Raw genomic sequence first — 16677 nt, forward strand, 5'->3', positions numbered from 1 at the left:
GGAAGGATTATAATGGCGAAATTTAATATTGAGGTAGAATTGGACTGGGTGGATGGAGAAGACGGATATACAATTGATGAAGAAATCAAGGAGCAAGTTGTTAGTGGTATTAAGGATGCACTTCTAAAAAAAGCAACAACAGAAGCTGTGGAAGCAGTTGATGATAAAATCGCAGAAAAGATTCTTGAAGCGGAAGGAACGATACAGGCAACCGTAGACCAGTTCGTTGCGAATGTGTGTGAGGAGAAGATTGGAAAGATTATTATTCCGGAAAAGAAGAACACTTGGAGTGAAGAGGTAACGTATAAACCTCTGTCCGAGTATGTAGGAGAAAGGTTTGAATTGTTCCTTACAGAAAAGAGATACGATAGAGATGGATGCATTGCAAGCTATTCCAGTGATAGAAAATTATCAGCTGCCGATCTTCTTACGGGACAGTATCTGGAAAAGGAACTTGGAAAGAAGGTCGAAACCCTGATTGCAAGTGCTAAGAGGGAAGTAGAGGAATCTCTGATAAATTCGTTTGAGCAGAAACTGAAAGAGAACCTTGCGAAAGATACGATTGAGAGAATGAATATTCCGGAAGTGCTGAAAAGATTTAGTGAAATGGCTCTGGAAGAAAAATAGATGGAGAGAAAGCAATGTTAGTAGAGAAGAGCTCAAAAGAAGCATTGGAGTATTACATAAAAGGAAAACCTGTAACAGCACTCTGGATAGGTGAAGACGGCGGCATGAATGCAATGCCGTTGTCAGATATCCTTGATCGACCAGAGAATCACTTTCTGGTAGATGTGCCGGCAGTCGTAAATCCGGATTTTGAACAGGCTGTGCAAGAGATGACAGGAACTGATCAGGTAGATCCGGAAGAAATCATCCAGGCAGTGTATGAAACACAGGAAAGTATTACCCCCCCCAACGGAGCCGGAGGAAAGGATGGAAGAAGAAACGATAGATCTTCCGGCGGACAATATCGAAGATAAGAAAGAGAAGATCCGGAAGCTTGTAGAGGAAGGATATACCAATCGTGAGATTGCTGATCAGACCGGTATCCCGTTCGGAACAGTCGGGTATCATGCAGCGAGATTCCGGAAGAAAGAAAAGGAACCGGTAGACAATTCAGACCGGCACCTGTGTAAGACTTGTAAGTTCCGGAGCAAGGAGTTTCTGGATAATGACGAACTGGATATCTATTTGCAGAGATACACAATCTTTGATAATCCGTTTCTTCCACAGGAATTTGTTGAGCAGCTGTGCAAAGAGTATGAAGGTACAATTTATTACGATCGTCTGATTCTTGGGCTATGGAAGAGAGCAGAAGGAGCGATTTATAAACGATTTGCAGATGATCCGGAGAAATTCCGGTGTGAAGTACTGGAAGGACCTGCAGACAATCCGGAACATAAACAATTCCGGAAAAATGATATTGTATCGATAGAGATCGGACTTGACTTCGGAGGAAATCAGTCCGGTCATTCTTTTGTAGCCAGAGGATACACAGACGACTACAGAGATGTGATTGGAATCATGTCTAAACGAGTCATGGCAAAAGATCAGGGCGAAGATATAGACAGCAATATGCTGGATCAGCTGTTCTGTGATTTTGTTCAGGAGGTCATTGATAAATATGGTGTGATCGTTAAGCATGGTGATTATGTAGAGTACTGCAATGTGGAATCCGTTTATTACGATAATGCGGAGACGGTGCTTGGTAATTCCATTCGGAATGCAGTGGAAAAGAGGTTCCCGTGGATAATTGTAAGAAAAGCGAAGAAAGCATCCATTATTGACCGGATTCGATGTACGGTCCGACTGATGGGAGCTGGAAGGTTCTGGATCACAGAGGATTGTAAGTCCCTGCAGACAGCACTTTCGGATGCAGTATGGAATAAAGACGTGAAAGATAAGGATGAACGTCTGGATGATGGCAGCACCGATATTGACAGCTTGGATGCATTTGAGTATACGATCGAGCGGGATATGCGAGATCTGATAGAAGAGGTGGAAAATGTTTGATGGTTTAAAAAGACTATGGGGAAGGATAGTGAGCATGTTTAACTACACGACATTAAAAAATATAATTGGCAAAGATGTGGCACTGTCACAGACCATGATCGATGCCATCAATGAATGGAAAAGAATGCTGGTAGGGAATGCAGAATGGTGTGACGATACAGTAGAATCCTTGAAATTGGAAGAAGGCATCTGCCGTGAGTTTGCAGATTCTGTTCTTGTTGAAATGGAAGCTAAGATCCTGAATCATGATAATATGGATAAAGTTCTCCAGAAAAGTCTATCTGATATGAACAAGAAGCTGCAGACCGGTCTTGCTCTTGGAGCAATGGTTCTCCGACCGCTTGGTCCGGACAAGACAGAATATGTTGCTGCAGATAAATTCATTCCGATTAGTTTTGACGATAACGGAGTCCCAAATGATATTGCTTTTCTAGTTGTAAAGTGTATTGGTGAAAATGACTATTACACCAGAGTAGAGAGACATTATTTCACAAATGGGAATCTGACCATTGAAAATAAATGTTATCATTCGCAGAGTAGAAGTGATATCGGGCAGAGATGTAGCCTGGAAGCAGTCGCAGAATGGGCAAATATTCAACCTGGGCCAATTGTTTATACCGGTATGACAGAAATGGATTTTGGATATTATCAGAATCCAATTGAGAATAAGGTGGATAGTTCTTCATGTGGTGTATCAATATATGAGTCGGCAAAAGGATTGATAAAGAAAGCTGATGTGCAGGCAGCACGTCTTGACTGGGAATATGATTCTGGAGAACGTGCGATTCACGTGGATCAGAGAGCATTAAAGAGTAAAGGCGGTAAGACTTACCTGCCAAGGCTGAAAAAGCGTCTTTACAAAGGAATGAACCTTGAAGATGGTAAAGATAAAGAACTTTACAAAGAATATTCTCCTGCAATGAGGGATGAAGCATTTCGGAGGGGATTAGAGGAATACAAACGAGAGATTGAGTTCAATGTTGGTCTTGCTTACGGAGATCTGTCTGACGCACAGGAAGTGGATAAGACAGCCACGGAAGTGCTTGCATCAAAGACTAGAAAATACAACCGAGTTACTGCAATACAGGAGAAGCTCGAAGAATGTTTAAATGGATTCGTAAATGCGCTGGCTTTCTACAACGGTTCTTATATGTCTGGTGTGGAATTTACTTGCGAGTTCAATGATTCAATCTTGGCAGATGAAGAATCAGAAAGGCAGCAGGACAGGCAAGACGTGAGTATGGGTGTTATGAGTCTGGTTGAATATCGCATGAAATGGTACAACGAGGACGAAGCGACCGCAAAGTCAAAGATCCCAGAACAGAATCGGGTGATGGAGTAAGATGCGGGATGATTACAAAAATAAGATGGCCGGTAAGATCGCTGCCAGATATCAGGATCTGGAAGAACGAATCATGCAAGACATTGTTCGAAGGATTGTTAAAACTAGTGAGATCACCAGTACAGCAGACTGGCAGATTAACCGACTTCGGATTCTGGGATATTCTTCGGGGGATATTGAACGGGAAATAAAGAAGACGCTCAATGCTTCTTATCCGGAGATGTTTGAGCTGTACGATAAGGTAATCGAAAAGGAATATGTTCGAGATAAGGATGTATATGAGCAGATCAATGCAGAATATATACTGTATGATCAGAATGAACAACTTAAGCAGATCACAGAAGCAATTATTGATCAGGGTTGTGAAGATTTGGAGAATGTAACCAATTCTCTTGGATTCTATCTGGATTACGGAAATGGCAGGAAGGTGCTGACGCCACTTGCTCAGGTATATTCCGGATATCTGGATGCAGCATGTTATGATATCGTAACTGGTGCATTTGATTATAACAGCGTTTTGAGGCGAGTAGTTACACAGCTTACGAACAGCGGACTCAGGAAGATAGATTACTCATCCGGACGAGCTGATCGGGTGGATGTGGCTGCAAGACGAGCTGTTATGACAGCGGTCAGCCAGATGACCGGAAAGATATCCGAGTACAATGCTCAGAAACTCGGAACAGAGTATTTTGAGGTTGAGTGGCATGCAGGTGCACGACCGACTCATGCAGTATGGCAGGGGCGTGTCTGGTCCAAGGAACAGTTGTATTCGATATGTGGTCTGGGGACGGTCACGGGACTTCTTGGTGTGAACTGTTATCACACCTATTATCCTTTCTTTCCCGGACTGTCAGAACGTAACTGGACAGATGAATGGTTGGATGCCAAGAATCTGGAAGAGAGTGAACCGAAGAAATTTAGGGATAAGGAATATACCCTGTATGAGGCTAAGCAGAGACAGCGGCAGATGGAAGTAGCAATGAGAGCACAGAGAGAAAAGGTCCGCTTGCTCCAGAAAGGAAAGGCGGATCCAGATGAAATTCTGTTGCATAAAGCAAAGTACCAAGGACAGCTTAATGAGTATTCCAGATTCTGCCGGAAGATGAAGCTTACTGAAGAACGTGAGCGTATTTATTTGGACACGAAAGGTCGAGTGGCAACGAATAGCAAACGACAGAATGCATTGTTCCCGCGTGAAATGATCGAGAATGCATCCAAAGATGTGGCTCAGTATAAGCGGTATAAGGAAGTTTTGGGAGATTCTATTGGTTCGCTTGTTAATTTTGGTCAGATGAAATATAATGATAATGAGAAATGGAAAGCTATCAGTGAAGCATTTACAGATGTAAAATGGCAGAATCAAGCACTAAAGAAAAAACAAATAGGAGAAGTCCATTCTATCCCGTATAAAGGAACTCCGAATAGCGTGTTTGATAATTTCAAAGATGGTGCCTTGCAGAGACGTAGATATTACGGAAATAATGGAAGACCAAGATTGGACATAGATATGACGGATCACGGAAATTCAAAAGAACATCCGATTGTACCACACTATCATAACTGGTATCTTGGTGAAAAAGGTAACTTGAAACGTGAAGCAAAGCACGATAATCCACTTAAATTAGGGCATGAAATTGCTAATAAAGATATTCTCGAGAAGAGGTGATTGAAATGATTGAGTATAAAGATTATGCAAAATTTGAGAACTTGTCTGAGCTGTCAGAAGCTATAGAGATAGGATTAGATATCGAGTTTATTCTTTATGGAGAAAGATATAATATTTCGTGGAGAGATGATGAGCCGTTTATATGCAGGTGTCCAGAAGGTGAGACTAATTTCTATACAGATGCCAAGGCAATGCTTGATAAACATAAAATAAATGATAAACAGTTAAAGGAATTATGGAATGATATGAAAGTATTATCCATGTAGCTACCACCAGTCGAAAAGCCGGTGGTATTTTTGTACGCAATTTTAGGAGGTGATCCACTTATCTCCCTTTGAGACGCAGGGTTATGCGTCTTATTTTTATGCCCTGCCATAAGGCTATAAACTGGACAATTACCCGGCCGGAGGTTTAACCGGCTATATCCCATACCGCTGAAAGAGCGGTCAATAAAATATTTCAGGAGGAATGTAACTATGAAAAATATTTATGAGATTTTAAAAGAGTATGGACTGGAAGTTCCAGCAGACAAAAAAGCAGATTTTGATAAGGCTTGGAAAGAAAATTATCGTACTAAAAGCGAGTATGATAATGCAGTTTCGCAGAGAGACAACTATAAGGCCTCTCTGGATGATGTGAATGCCAAGCTGAAGGAGTTTGAAGGTGTCGATGTAAAAGATCTGCAGGGGCAGATCACAAAGCTTCAGGGAGATCTGAAAGCGAAAGATGATGAATACGCAGCGAAAGAGGCAGATCGTGTATTCATGGATTCTATCAAAGAAGCAGTCAAGACTGCCGGCGGAAGAAACGAAAAGGCTGTTATTGCCATGCTGGATATCGATGCTCTGAAAGAATCAAAGAATCAATCCGCAGATATCAAAAAGGCTTTGGAGGATGTAAAGAAGTCAGACGGATATCTGTTCGGAGCAAACGAACCAATTAACAATGCAGTAGGTGGTACCGGTGGAAATGGCGGAGAGGATATTGGTGGCGATGAAATGTCTGCTCTTCGTGCTGCTATGGGACTGCCTGCACAGAAATAAGAAGAGAGGTAATAAAATATGGCAAACACAATTGCATTAAGAAAAACGTATTCGACATTGCTTGATGAAGCGTATAAGCTGGCATCCATTACGGCTATGCTGGATGGACCGAATGATTTAGTCCAGGAAGGTGCAAATGCAAATGAGATTTTGATTCCGAAGATGACAATGAGCGGATTAGCCGATTACAACAAACAGACGGGTTATGTAGCTGGTGATGTAACACTTGAGTACGAAACTAAGAAATGTGACTATGACCGAGGACGTATGTTTACTGTAGATGCAATGGACAATATTGAAACTGCGGGACTTGCATTTAGTCGTCTGTCTGGGGAATTTCTGCGAACACGGGTAGTTCCAGAATTAGACACATGGAGACTTGCAAAATACGCGAATTACGCACCTACCGATAATAGAGTAACTGGGGCAATTGCTGATGGAAAGGCAGGAATTGTAGCGATTCGTGCGGGTAAGACAGCTATTAAGAATGCAGAGGCAAAAACAGAGACCTGCATTCTGTATATCTCAACAACTTTAAAAGGAATGATTGAAGATCTGGATACAACGGCTTCGAAGAAAGTAATGGAAGGTTGGGCAGGAATTCAGGAAGTTCCATCAAGCCGATTCTTTGACAAAGTTACACTGACAGCTGGTGGAGCTGGCGGTTACACAACAACCGGAGGAAAAGCGATTGACTTTTTGATTGTAGATAAAAATGCTGTTATCCAGAATCAGAAACACGTTGTTTCAAAGATTATTACTCCAGAACAGAATCAGGATGCTGATGCATGGAAGTTTGGTTACAGAACAGTTGGTATTGCAGAAGCGAAAGACAATAAGAAAGTTGCAATTTATGTTCACACTGCTGCAGCATAAGGAGTGATGCTATGAACGTAACTTATGAATATTACAAGGATTCTTTTGGTGGTTCTCTGATTCCAGAGAATCGCTGGATTTCCTTGGAATTAAAAATGAGTGCAAGACTTAACCAGTATACATTTGATCGAATGAAAGAAGACAACTGGCCGGAACAAGCCAAAACAGCACTTTGTGAAATGTGCGATTGTGCATATAAGTATGAGCGGCGTGACGGAAAGACTTCGGAAAATAATGATGGCTATTCCGTGTCATATGATACGAGTAAGCCATTGAATGTGATGTTATATGAAATCGCAGAAGTGTATTTGATCAATACAGGATTAATGAGTTTGGCGGTGGATGATGATGTTAACGAATGCAACGATAACTGTCTATAACCACAGATACGATCCACTCACCCGTTTCGATACCTGGCATAGAACTGTTATTGAAAATGTGCATATATATGTTAACCACAAAGCATCCGTCGGCGATTCCGGACTAAACAGCGCAGAAGTATATAAGATCCGTATTCCTACCGATGTAGAGAATGCGGATCAGTATCTTCCGCCGGAAGAATATGCGAAGCTGGAAGATCCGGAAGAACACTGGACCATTCAGACAGATGATCAGATTGTACTCGGCGAGTATAATCAGGAAATTGAGAAGCCGGCTGATTTGAAAGATGTACGATTGAGGCACTGCAAAGTGTTGTCCTGGTCAGATAATCGCTTTGGCGGATTGCCACATTGGAAGATTGAAGGTGAGTAAATGGCACAGAAAAAAGAATTTCGAATCACGACACCAAGAGGCAGCGTATTCACATCAAGAGATGAAAACGGTAGCGTGACCGCAAAGATTGAGTGGGCACCGGGATTTGCCGCACGGAAGGCAGAAAGCTTTTCCAAAGCGCAACAATTTGTTGATTCAGAGTGCCTGCGATATATGAATCCACTTACACCGAGACGAACCGGTATGATGATCAAATCGGCAACGCTTGGCACAGTAATCGGATCCGGTTCCATTGAGTATCTGACACCTTATGCCCGTCGGCAGTATTATGAACATAAAACAAAAGCAAGATGGTTCGAAACGATGAAGGCGAGCCATAAGGAAAAGATTAAAGAAGGAGCTGAGAAACTTGCAGGACAGTAAAAAACCGATTATTCAGAGCATTCGTGACTATGTGCTGTTGAATCCGGATATTGACGATCGGAAGATTAACATTAATTATCTTGGAAATGGGATGGAGTATTCCATTGATCCGATTGGTGCGGATCCGAATTACAAGAAGTATGTGGATGGCGGAGGTCTGAAACAGTTTCAATTCGCATTCACAAGCAAGGAAGCATATGACGGCGATGCAAGAACCGGGATTGCCAACAGTGGTTTTTATCAGGCTTTTGAGGAATGGGTTGAGAAAAATAATATGAATGATATTCTCCCAGAGCTGGACGAGCACAAAGCTGTTAAAGTTGAAGTGTTGCAGTCCGGCTTTTTGTTTAGCACAGAAGCTGATCTGGGACGGTATCAGATGATTTGCAGATTGATATATGAACAGGAGGTATAGAAATGTCAGGAGATAATAAAAAGAGATTAGTAGGCAGACATAAGCGTGTTGCGTTTATGGATGTTACAGGTGACGGTAAGACATTTACCAGAATGACGGGATTCACATCAATGTCAGATGGGAAAAATTCTACCGAATACAGCAGGCAGTATGTGGATGAAGCATCAGAACGATCAGACGTAGTTGGATATGCCCCATCTATGGATTACGAATTTGATTTACATACAAATGATGCGGTGCTGAAAAGGCTTGCGACGATTACAGATGATGAACTTCTGGGATCGGATGCACAGGTGAACATTGTAATGGTGGATCTGTTTGAGGTTAAGACAGAAGATCCGAATACCTGCACAGCAAGAAAACGTGACTGGAGCGTGATTCCGGATACGGAAGGTGATGGAACGGATGCACTGATCTACAAAGGAAGCTTTAAAGCAGCCGGAAAGATTACAAAAGGAACTGCCACAACTACAGATGACTGGCAGACATGTACATTTGCGGAATAAAGAAAGATAGGAGAGTGAGCCGATGAGCTTTTTTAAATTTGGAGATTTTGAAGCGGAAGTGGATTTTACAGATGCTGATTTTTTGACGGACTTGGAATATGCACAAGAGAAGCTGTCGGAAGATGCAGCTAAAGTTCCAAAGACAGGGAAAACAGCAGAATTGTTTAGAGCTCAGTGTCAGTGCTATTTTAACTTTTTCGATTATCTTTTCGGGGAAGGAACGCATGAAGCTATGTTCCAAGGGAGAACAAGTTATAAATTATGTATAGAAGCAGGAGAGAAACTTTCAGAATGTGAAAATACTCAGACAGAAGAGTTCTTCGAAAAATATGATCGATATAACGTGCAGGAACATGGAAACAGACAGCAGAGACGTTATTACAACAAACAGCAGGGAAAGAAAAAGAAGCAGCATTACAAAGGGTAAAATGTTATGAATATTTTATTCGAAGAATTTCCGAAAACAGTCAGAGTAAATGGAGAAAGATTCTTAGTTGAAACCGATTTTAGAGAATGGATCCGTTTTATACAATTGATTGATGATGTCAAAGTCCCTTGGCAAATTAAGTGCCGACTGTTGTTACAGTGGTACATAGATGGGATTCCGGATGATCTGGAAACGGCAGTTTATGCATTGGGTGATTTTCTGGCAATGAAAACAGAAAACGCAGAAGAGGATGAGAGTATTACCGGATCTGCACCGAAGCAATTGTATTCTTTTGAACAAGATGCAGAGTGTATTTACAGTGCATTCCGAGAGGTGTATGGAATTAATCTGCAGACGATTCCGTATATGCACTGGTGGGAGTTCCAGACATTGTTTGCTGGCCTTCCGGAAAAGACAGAGATCAAACAGAGAATTATGTACCGGAGCATAGATCTCCGGACAATTAAAGATAAGGACGAGCGTAAGAGAATTAAAAAGATACAGGAGATAGTTGCGCTGAAAAAGAAGAATCAGAGAAAAATGACAGATTATGAGATTGGAGATATGTTTGCGTGATGGAGCATATGATTAAGATCCCGACAGAAAGAAAGTGGTTCCGGTGTCCTTGTTGCGGTAAGAAGTTATTGATATACGATGATACCGCCAAATGTGATGGTGTATATATTAACTGTCGGGAGTGTAAGAGAGAAGTAAAAATAAAGATATAAAGCACATGTGAGCCGTTGAGCCGTGCTATCAGAAAGGATGATAGTATGGCAGACGGCTATTTAAATTTTGATACCAAGATAAATGAAAAGGGATTTAATGACGGTATAAGTAAACTTGGTAGTCTTGGCAAATCAGGACTATCAATAGTCAGTAAGGCAATGACTGGAGCAATTGCTGCAGTCGGAACCGGAGCTGCAGCAATTATAAAATCGTCACTCGGTGTAGTTGCCAACATGGAGCAACAGGTAGGTGGTGTAGAGACTCTATTCAAAGACAGTGCGAATACGGTCATAGCAAACGCAAATAAGGCATACAAGACTGCAGGAATGTCAGCAAACAACTACATGGAAACAGTGACAAGCTTTTCTGCATCACTGTTACAGAGTCTTGGCGGAGATACTGCGAAAGCAGCATCTTATGCGGATCGTGCCATTGTAGATATGTCTGATAATGCTAATAAGATGGGCACGAATATGCGTGACATCCAGAACGCATATCAGGGATTTGCAAAGCAGAATTACACCATGCTAGATAACTTAAAGCTTGGGTATGGCGGTACTCAGGAAGAGATGAAACGTCTCATTTCTGATGCGTCAAAGATGACTGATGTCCAGAAAGAACTTGGTGTTACAGTCGATGCAAGCAGCTTGTCCTTCGGAAATATTGTAAATGCTATTAGTGTTGTCCAAAAGCAGATGGGAATCACTGGGACTACTTCGAAAGAAGCAGTGACTACAATTGAAGGTTCTGTGAATTCTGCCAAAGCAGCTTGGGAAAACTTTGAAGCTGGAGTTATAAGTGCAAATGACCTTGTAGAGACATTCTGGACTGCAGCGCAGAATATTTTTACAAATTTAGGACAGATCATCCCAAGATTAGGAAAAACGGGAATGGATGTTGTCAGCACACTTGCCGGAAAAATCGGCGGCGCTGTTCCACAAGTAAAAGGTTTTACTGATAGTATTTCCAAATTAGCAAATGAGCTGAAGGGAATGAACAGTGATCAACTGTTGAATCTTGGAAAAATGGCAGTGGTAATTGCCGGATCGGCTCCGGCGCTGTCCATATTTGGAAAAGGGATTGAAAATGTAAAAACTGCGACCGATGGATTTAATGGCATTATAGACGGAGTTGTCACATCTATAGGTAAAGTACCTAAAGGGGCAAAGAGTGCCAGTGCCACGTTTAAAAAGATAGGTGGTGAGTTCAAATATCTCGGCGAAAGTATTGCGCTTCCGTTCCAGGATCTTGGGGAGAAAATAGCTCCTCGTCTGAAAGATCTTGGCGGATTTATGGCTGAGTCCTGGGCGAATGGACCGGGAGGAAAAATCACCGGAGCTGTAATTGATACTGTTAAAAAGATAGGTGGAGCTATTGGACAAATTGGTCCTAAGCTTGCTGAAAAGTTCCCTGGAATAACAAAGAAATTTGCAGAGCTTGGCACAAAGATGTCAGCCGTTTCAGCGAAGATTTCCAAAGTTCTGGGGAAAGTTGGAACAAAGATATCCGAATACGCCGGCTTTATCGGGGATGCGTTTACACCGATTTTATCAAGAGTAGCGTCCTTTGCGCCAACATTTTTCAAGTTGATCAATATTGGTGCAGGAGCAGCTATTATCGTAGCCGGTATGGGATTGATCTACAGCCAGTTTGGCACACAGATTGATCAGTTGCTATTGCTTGTGCAGACAAAAGGACCGGAAGTAATCACAAATTTCGCAAATGGAATTACTGCAGCATTACCTGGATTGGTTGCTCAGGGTGCAACGCTGATCATGGGAATCCTAAATGCAATTACGGTGAATCTGCCGGCATTGATTACTGCCGGAGTAAGCATTATATCCACATTGACGAGCAGTCTGGCAGCACAATTACCTCAATTGATACCATGTGCAGTACAGATGATACTGACATTGGTCACATCATTGATAAGCAATCTTCCACAATTAATTACTTCAGGACTTAACTTAATGAAAGGCCTCGCAAGTGGAATTGCAAATTCAATCCCATTGGTGGCAGCGAAGGCACCAGTGATTATTGAAAAGCTTGCATCGACTATCATAACGAATCTTCCAAAGATTCTGACCGCAGGAGTGCAGATCATAAGTAAACTCGCTGTTGGACTAGTGCAGGGAATACCGGCATTGATCGGAAAGATTCCAAGCATGGTAAGCCAGATTAAGAATGCATTTACCAGTGTGAACTGGGGCAGTGTTGGAATGAATATTATAAAGGGCATTGCCAGTGGATTAACCGGTGCAGCCGGTGCAATCGTAGAAGCGGCGAAAAGTGCAGCAAACAAAGCATTAGATGCGGCAAAGAGTGCTCTTGGAATCCATTCGCCATCCAGAGTATTCCGTGATCAGGTGGGTAAGATGATGGCTCTTGGTATGGGAATTGGATTTGAGAAGAACATTCCGATCAAGTCTATGAACGTGGGTGTGCAGAAAGTGGTATCCGGATTGCAGAAGTCCGTAGATCTTGCATTATCGGCGAGAACTGCAGACAAGACAGTTGGAAGAGTAAAGAATTATCCGGGATTCGATGGAGGAAAAGATATCGATTATGACCGGTTAGAAAAAATCCAGATGCGAGCTGCAGAAAAAATGGCGAAACGTCCAATCTATCTGGGAACAAAGAGAATTGATGAGCCATTACCGAAAGGAGCGGTGCCGGCATTATGATAAAGGCATATTATGAGAACAGCAAGGGAGAGGTGCTCTGGTTGACCAGGGCACCTTTTCGCACAATAGATGCGGACTGGTTTGACAGTACATGGGAAGAGACAGGGGATGGTTATGAAAAGGTAATTACCTTGGACGTATTTGGAAAGAGAGAAGAGTTCACGCAGAACATGGAAACGCTGTATAGAATCATCTCCGTGGATGCTGAAACAGGGAATTACGGGCGTTTATATGTGAATGATACGTTCTTGCCGTGTCAGATTTATAAGACCAAGAAAACGGGATGGAAAGGATATGTGTATACGGAGGTAGAGCTTACATTCCTTGCTCCGGAATTGTCTTGGATCACGGTCTTGGAAAAAAGATTTTTCCCGCAAAAAGAAATAACTGCAGATAGCGGCTTGGATTTTGCTTGTGATTTTCCATTTGATTTTATGAACGAGAAAAGAGGGACTGCAGAATTTGAAGTTGATCATATTATTCCGTCCGATTTTGAAATGGTCATATATGGGCCATGCGTAAATCCTAAGGTATTAATGAATGGTTATCCATATGAAGTCCTTACTACGTTAGAGAAGAATGAATATTTGATTATAAACAGCTCGGAGCAGACGATCATGAAATATCTTTCCAATGGAACAATAGCGAATCTGTTTGACGTCCGTGGATATGATTATTCCGTATTTGAGAAAATCCCATCCGGATTGATATCGGTAAATTGGAGTGGAGACTTCGGAATAGATTTATATGTGTTTCTGAAGCGGAAGGAGGCAGCATGGTAATTCTGGCGACAAGGAGCAGAGAAATAGGAACGAATCCACTGTTAGATGCGAATTGCACCTTTGATGCTAACAAAGATAGGGAATTTTCCATCAAGATTGCCAGATGTAACTGGACAGAAGAAATGATATTCGGAAATCTGGTGTACGTGCCAGATACAGAATTTGGCGGAATTATCGAAGATGTGTTGACCGATACAACTCTGGATTATGTAGAGCTGAAAGGTTATACATGGCGTGGACGCATGGCAATGAAAGTAATAGAGCCGCCGGCCGGAAGTGATTACAGGGTAGTGTCCGGGGAGTTAAATGCAATTCTTAAGAAACTGATAGAACCGGAATTTGGCGGATTGTATGTTGTGTCTGGCACAGATACGGGTGCTGCAGTGAGTAATTATCAGTTCGATCGTTATTGTACATTACTGGAAGGAATTACAAAGATGCTGAAATCTGTAGGATATAGATTGAGTATTCGGCATAAGCGCGAGAAAGGAATCCAAGGATACGTTTTGATTGAAGCAGTACCGGTTGTAGACCATTCTGATGAGATTGAGCTGTCTAAGGATTGTGGGCTTAATTACACGATGGAAGATAAAAGAAATGGAGTAAATCATTTGATTGTGACAGGAAAAGGAGAATTACAGGATCGAAATGTATTTCATCTCTATGTTTGGCCGGATGGCTCTTTTAAGAAAACACAGTATTATAAAGGCTTAGATGAAATCGCACAAGTGTATGAAAATACATCGACAGAGACAGATGAACTGGAAAGCCAGAGTACGAAGAAATTACAGGATTTATGCAGTAAAAAGACATTTGGCATGGATATAGCGAAACTTGGAATCGATGTGGGTATTGGCGATATTGTTGGTGGACGAGATTATCTTACAGGGATGTATTCGAGCAAACCAATAGAAAATATCATCTACAGTATTACTAATAGGATTGAATCCAAAGAATACGAATTGGAAGGAGAGAATGACAATGGAGATAGTTAGTGGAAGAACAGGAAAACCCCATGTTACAAGCCAGCAGTTCCGGCAGATTATAGAAGGAATTATTGGTGATGAGAGTTGTATATTGCCGTCTGGAGAAAATCTGGAGCCGGAGCTGGTATCTAACAATTTGCTTAAAATCCGAAGTGGAATGATGTGCCATCACGGAAATGTGTCTTCTGTAAAAATCGGGACCTATGATGAAGTGGAGCTTACAAATGGTTCACAGGGGATGAAGAGGATAGATCTGGTTGTTAACCGGTACACAAGAAATGAAGAGGATAATACAGAAAAGAATGAATGGATCGTGATTATGGGCACGCCGGCAGAGTCTAATCCGACAGTTCCGGAATATACAAAAGGAAATTTACAGGAAGGTGATCTTGTGGACGATTGTCCGGCATTTGAAGTTCATTTTGACGGAATTAATATTACGGAAGTAACGAAGATGCTGGAGATCGCTAAGACAAATAAGGATTTGTCCAAGTTACTGGACTATGATCCAACCGAGAAAACGTATTTCGAAAACGGGTGGACCATGAAATACCGGCATATTAGCCACAATCAGGTGTATGTAACCCTGCAAAACACAAATACTGGCGTAACAGAAGCTATCCCTAATAACCTTATTATGGCCGGTGTCCCGCTTCGGATATTATTTGCTCAGTGCGTTCCGGTAAAAATGGTAGTTGGGAACTCAATAGTCGGTTACGGAAGTATCACGTTTTCCGGAAAAGGCGCATACCTGCAGTCTGTAGCTTACGGGAATTCCGCAAGCTGGTTTGGATACGGGGTGGTAATAGTTGAGTAGAAATGTTATCCATACACATATTCTAACTTATAGTTAACACGCATACCTCCTTCGCGATTGGTTGGATAGAAATACTGAAATATTTCACCACTCCATATCTCCGGGGCGTAAAAATGCACTTCTTGTGCCACATCATCTCCATTGTATGTTTTTATGCTAAGCCGTGATGTAGCATGGTCATCTCCAAACCAGTTTTTTAATTGCTCGACAGAAAACAGTTTCGCATACCCAATGTTCATGGCAATGTTAACTATCATCGTGCCAGATACTACCTTAACCCGGCCGCCATACATCGTATAGATCTGTTGCTCATCGGTGTTAAGCAACATTTGGAACCCCAATTTCTCAGTCAAATCCTTATTTTACACAGAAAGGAGAGAGATATATATTATGAAAATTACTTTTAATGATGCGTCAGAAATGACCGTCCAGTCGGCAACCATCCGAACAGATGGAAGTCTTCTGATCAAAACCATCTCTGCTACAGAGGACGAACTCCGGAATACATTCCAGGACGAATTCCGGACGAAAAAGATTACTGTAACGGAAAGAGAAACGACCGTAGCAGAGTACGAAGATTACACAAACCTGAATGCACTGGTGAAATATACCGGTGGGATTCTTGGCGTAGTGATGTATCGGGAAAAAGAATCACCAATGGATCGTATTGATGCACTGGAAGAGCATGTGGACAATCTAACGGAAGCTAATAAAAGCCGTGAGGCTGAAAACGCAGAGCTTATCGCTACCGTGGACAGTATCCTCACAGACGTGTTACCGGCACTGCTCGGTGATGGCACAGAAGAAACTAATACAGAAAATACGGATACAAAATAAGAAAGGAAAAGAAAGGATGAATGATATGACTACATTTATTGCAAGAATGATCATGAGGGAGGCAGACAAAAGCACAGCAGCAGGACAGAAGAAATACAGAGCATATTTCGTTCGGACGAGCCTCTACAAAAACTGGAAAGAGGATGTTGATACCATCCTGAAAACAGATGGCTATGAGGACGTAATCGTAGACTAGGAGGTGTAGTGCATGGTTACATTAATAGATATCAAACGAACCTATGGTGATGGCGGTATGCGTCTGGAGCGTCTGGCAGACAGTAAGGAAGACGTTCTTCCAACACAGCTTGCGGACGTTCCTGGTATAACCGGTGCGGGGAGCATTACGGCGGGAAGTATCTGTCGGTGGAGGAGATGCGCTAAGAGCTAAGAAGATTGCACTGATACTGGGAGATTAGG

23 protein-coding genes are annotated in these 16677 nt (G+C 42.1%); 22 read left to right on the forward strand and 1 reads right to left on the reverse strand.

Going from position 1 to position 16677, the window contains the following annotated elements; genetic code table 11:
- The first annotated feature begins 12 nt into the window (after positions 1-12).
- From OCV72_RS00865 to OCV72_RS00955, 19 genes are all read left to right on the forward strand, one after another.
- Positions 13-627, forward strand: coding sequence for a hypothetical protein (locus OCV72_RS00865; RefSeq protein ID WP_055281160.1), 615 nt, complete (start codon positions 13-15; stop codon positions 625-627).
- Between the two features lie 14 nt (positions 628-641).
- The gene (locus tag OCV72_RS00870; RefSeq protein ID WP_055281162.1) at positions 642-980 is read left to right on the forward strand and encodes a hypothetical protein; all 339 of its coding nucleotides are present in this window, start codon (positions 642-644) and stop codon (positions 978-980) included.
- Positions 934-2013: a hypothetical protein gene (locus tag OCV72_RS00875; RefSeq protein WP_242859176.1), complete on the forward strand. Its 1080-nt coding sequence runs from the start codon at positions 934-936 to the stop codon at positions 2011-2013. Before OCV72_RS00870 ends, OCV72_RS00875 begins: the two co-directional genes overlap by 47 nt.
- Before the next feature lie 34 nt (positions 2014-2047).
- Positions 2048-3355: a phage capsid protein gene (locus tag OCV72_RS00880; RefSeq protein ID WP_081020969.1), complete on the forward strand. Its 1308-nt coding sequence runs from the start codon at positions 2048-2050 to the stop codon at positions 3353-3355.
- A gap of 1 nt (position 3356) precedes the next feature.
- A complete protein-coding gene (locus OCV72_RS00885) occupies positions 3357-5021 on the forward strand; it encodes a phage minor capsid protein (RefSeq protein WP_242859177.1) in 1665 nt (554 codons plus the stop codon).
- A gap of 5 nt (positions 5022-5026) precedes the next feature.
- The gene (locus OCV72_RS00890; protein ID WP_055281167.1) at positions 5027-5287 is read left to right on the forward strand and encodes a hypothetical protein; all 261 of its coding nucleotides are present in this window, start codon (positions 5027-5029) and stop codon (positions 5285-5287) included.
- Between the two features lie 210 nt (positions 5288-5497).
- Positions 5498-6064 carry a phage scaffolding protein gene (locus tag OCV72_RS00895; protein ID WP_055281169.1) on the forward strand — a complete coding sequence of 189 codons (567 nt, stop codon included), beginning with the start codon at positions 5498-5500 and terminating at the stop codon, positions 6062-6064.
- An 18-nt stretch (positions 6065-6082) separates the two neighbouring features.
- Positions 6083-6940 (forward strand): hypothetical protein, encoded by an 858-nt coding sequence (locus tag OCV72_RS00900; protein ID WP_055281171.1) that lies wholly within the window; start codon positions 6083-6085, stop codon positions 6938-6940.
- 11 nt (positions 6941-6951) lie between these two features.
- A complete protein-coding gene (locus OCV72_RS00905) occupies positions 6952-7320 on the forward strand; it encodes a head-tail connector protein (protein WP_055281173.1) in 369 nt (122 codons plus the stop codon).
- Complete coding sequence (locus OCV72_RS00910; RefSeq protein ID WP_242859178.1) at positions 7283-7693, forward strand: DUF6751 family protein; 411 nt, start codon at positions 7283-7285, stop codon at positions 7691-7693. The genes OCV72_RS00905 and OCV72_RS00910 overlap by 38 nt, the downstream gene beginning before the upstream one ends.
- Positions 7694-8077, forward strand: a complete 384-nt coding sequence (locus OCV72_RS00915; RefSeq protein WP_055281180.1) for a minor capsid protein — start codon at positions 7694-7696, stop codon at positions 8075-8077. It abuts the gene before it with no gap.
- A complete protein-coding gene (locus OCV72_RS00920) occupies positions 8064-8492 on the forward strand; it encodes a hypothetical protein (protein WP_055281183.1) in 429 nt (142 codons plus the stop codon). The genes OCV72_RS00915 and OCV72_RS00920 overlap by 14 nt, the downstream gene beginning before the upstream one ends.
- Before the next feature lie 2 nt (positions 8493-8494).
- Positions 8495-8998 carry a hypothetical protein gene (locus tag OCV72_RS00925; RefSeq protein ID WP_055281186.1) on the forward strand — a complete coding sequence of 168 codons (504 nt, stop codon included), beginning with the start codon at positions 8495-8497 and terminating at the stop codon, positions 8996-8998.
- 22 nt (positions 8999-9020) lie between these two features.
- On the forward strand, positions 9021-9425 hold the full coding sequence (locus OCV72_RS00930) for a DUF6673 family protein (RefSeq protein WP_055281188.1): 405 nt from the start codon (positions 9021-9023) through the stop codon (positions 9423-9425).
- A gap of 6 nt (positions 9426-9431) precedes the next feature.
- On the forward strand, positions 9432-10001 hold the full coding sequence (locus tag OCV72_RS00935; protein WP_055281190.1) for a bacteriophage Gp15 family protein: 570 nt from the start codon (positions 9432-9434) through the stop codon (positions 9999-10001).
- Between the two features lie 197 nt (positions 10002-10198).
- Positions 10199-12838, forward strand: coding sequence for a phage tail protein (locus OCV72_RS00940; protein WP_055281192.1), 2640 nt, complete (start codon positions 10199-10201; stop codon positions 12836-12838).
- The gene (locus OCV72_RS00945) at positions 12835-13620 is read left to right on the forward strand and encodes a hypothetical protein (protein ID WP_055281194.1); all 786 of its coding nucleotides are present in this window, start codon (positions 12835-12837) and stop codon (positions 13618-13620) included. The genes OCV72_RS00940 and OCV72_RS00945 overlap by 4 nt, the downstream gene beginning before the upstream one ends.
- The gene (locus OCV72_RS00950) at positions 13614-14615 is read left to right on the forward strand and encodes a Gp37-like protein (RefSeq protein WP_055281196.1); all 1002 of its coding nucleotides are present in this window, start codon (positions 13614-13616) and stop codon (positions 14613-14615) included. Before OCV72_RS00945 ends, OCV72_RS00950 begins: the two co-directional genes overlap by 7 nt.
- Positions 14602-15423 (forward strand): hypothetical protein, encoded by an 822-nt coding sequence (locus OCV72_RS00955; RefSeq protein WP_242859179.1) that lies wholly within the window; start codon positions 14602-14604, stop codon positions 15421-15423. The genes OCV72_RS00950 and OCV72_RS00955 overlap by 14 nt, the downstream gene beginning before the upstream one ends.
- Positions 15424-15428: 5 nt before the next feature.
- Here the strand turns inward: OCV72_RS00955 and OCV72_RS00960 are convergent, their stop codons facing one another.
- Positions 15429-15680: a hypothetical protein gene (locus OCV72_RS00960; protein ID WP_155515187.1), complete on the reverse strand. Its 252-nt coding sequence runs from the start codon at positions 15678-15680 to the stop codon at positions 15429-15431.
- A gap of 133 nt (positions 15681-15813) precedes the next feature.
- On the opposite strand from OCV72_RS00960, the gene OCV72_RS00965 reads away from it, so the two are divergent.
- The 3 genes from OCV72_RS00965 to OCV72_RS00975 are packed head-to-tail and all read left to right on the forward strand — an operon-like array spanning position 15814 to position 16648.
- A complete protein-coding gene (locus OCV72_RS00965; protein ID WP_055281200.1) occupies positions 15814-16260 on the forward strand; it encodes a hypothetical protein in 447 nt (148 codons plus the stop codon).
- 25 nt (positions 16261-16285) lie between these two features.
- Positions 16286-16456 (forward strand): hypothetical protein, encoded by a 171-nt coding sequence (locus OCV72_RS00970; protein ID WP_242859180.1) that lies wholly within the window; start codon positions 16286-16288, stop codon positions 16454-16456.
- A 12-nt stretch (positions 16457-16468) separates the two neighbouring features.
- Positions 16469-16648, forward strand: coding sequence for a hypothetical protein (locus OCV72_RS00975; RefSeq protein ID WP_055281204.1), 180 nt, complete (start codon positions 16469-16471; stop codon positions 16646-16648).
- Positions 16649-16677: the final 29 nt, after the last annotated feature.

Origin of the sequence: Dorea amylophila (assembly GCF_025567265.1) — a bacterium.
Taxonomy (GTDB): Bacteria; Bacillota; Clostridia; order Lachnospirales; family Lachnospiraceae; genus Dorea_A; species Dorea_A amylophila.

What these genes read in the sequence shown, in the direction of transcription:
- OCV72_RS00960 (WP_155515187.1), bottom strand. Translation starts at nt 15,680, where the DNA reads ATGATAGTTAACATTGCCATGAACATTGGGTATGCGAAACTGTTTTCT.
- OCV72_RS00970 (WP_242859180.1), top strand. Translation starts at nt 16,286, where the DNA reads ATGACTACATTTATTGCAAGAATGATCATGAGGGAGGCAGACAAAAGC.
- OCV72_RS00950 (WP_055281196.1), top strand. Translation starts at nt 13,614, where the DNA reads ATGGTAATTCTGGCGACAAGGAGCAGAGAAATAGGAACGAATCCACTG.
- OCV72_RS00975 (WP_055281204.1), top strand. Translation starts at nt 16,469, where the DNA reads ATGGTTACATTAATAGATATCAAACGAACCTATGGTGATGGCGGTATG.
- OCV72_RS00935 (WP_055281190.1), top strand. Translation starts at nt 9,432, where the DNA reads ATGAATATTTTATTCGAAGAATTTCCGAAAACAGTCAGAGTAAATGGA.
- OCV72_RS00865 (WP_055281160.1), top strand. Translation starts at nt 13, where the DNA reads ATGGCGAAATTTAATATTGAGGTAGAATTGGACTGGGTGGATGGAGAA.
- OCV72_RS00900 (WP_055281171.1), top strand. Translation starts at nt 6,083, where the DNA reads ATGGCAAACACAATTGCATTAAGAAAAACGTATTCGACATTGCTTGAT.
- OCV72_RS00930 (WP_055281188.1), top strand. Translation starts at nt 9,021, where the DNA reads ATGAGCTTTTTTAAATTTGGAGATTTTGAAGCGGAAGTGGATTTTACA.
- OCV72_RS00925 (WP_055281186.1), top strand. Translation starts at nt 8,495, where the DNA reads ATGTCAGGAGATAATAAAAAGAGATTAGTAGGCAGACATAAGCGTGTT.
- OCV72_RS00870 (WP_055281162.1), top strand. Translation starts at nt 642, where the DNA reads ATGTTAGTAGAGAAGAGCTCAAAAGAAGCATTGGAGTATTACATAAAA.
- OCV72_RS00905 (WP_055281173.1), top strand. Translation starts at nt 6,952, where the DNA reads ATGAACGTAACTTATGAATATTACAAGGATTCTTTTGGTGGTTCTCTG.
- OCV72_RS00955 (WP_242859179.1), top strand. Translation starts at nt 14,602, where the DNA reads ATGGAGATAGTTAGTGGAAGAACAGGAAAACCCCATGTTACAAGCCAG.
- OCV72_RS00880 (WP_081020969.1), top strand. Translation starts at nt 2,048, where the DNA reads ATGTTTAACTACACGACATTAAAAAATATAATTGGCAAAGATGTGGCA.
- OCV72_RS00890 (WP_055281167.1), top strand. Translation starts at nt 5,027, where the DNA reads ATGATTGAGTATAAAGATTATGCAAAATTTGAGAACTTGTCTGAGCTG.
- OCV72_RS00895 (WP_055281169.1), top strand. Translation starts at nt 5,498, where the DNA reads ATGAAAAATATTTATGAGATTTTAAAAGAGTATGGACTGGAAGTTCCA.
- OCV72_RS00875 (WP_242859176.1), top strand. Translation starts at nt 934, where the DNA reads ATGGAAGAAGAAACGATAGATCTTCCGGCGGACAATATCGAAGATAAG.
- OCV72_RS00910 (WP_242859178.1), top strand. Translation starts at nt 7,283, where the DNA reads ATGATGATGTTAACGAATGCAACGATAACTGTCTATAACCACAGATAC.
- OCV72_RS00945 (WP_055281194.1), top strand. Translation starts at nt 12,835, where the DNA reads ATGATAAAGGCATATTATGAGAACAGCAAGGGAGAGGTGCTCTGGTTG.
- OCV72_RS00915 (WP_055281180.1), top strand. Translation starts at nt 7,694, where the DNA reads ATGGCACAGAAAAAAGAATTTCGAATCACGACACCAAGAGGCAGCGTA.
- OCV72_RS00885 (WP_242859177.1), top strand. Translation starts at nt 3,357, where the DNA reads ATGCGGGATGATTACAAAAATAAGATGGCCGGTAAGATCGCTGCCAGA.
- OCV72_RS00940 (WP_055281192.1), top strand. Translation starts at nt 10,199, where the DNA reads ATGGCAGACGGCTATTTAAATTTTGATACCAAGATAAATGAAAAGGGA.
- OCV72_RS00965 (WP_055281200.1), top strand. Translation starts at nt 15,814, where the DNA reads ATGAAAATTACTTTTAATGATGCGTCAGAAATGACCGTCCAGTCGGCA.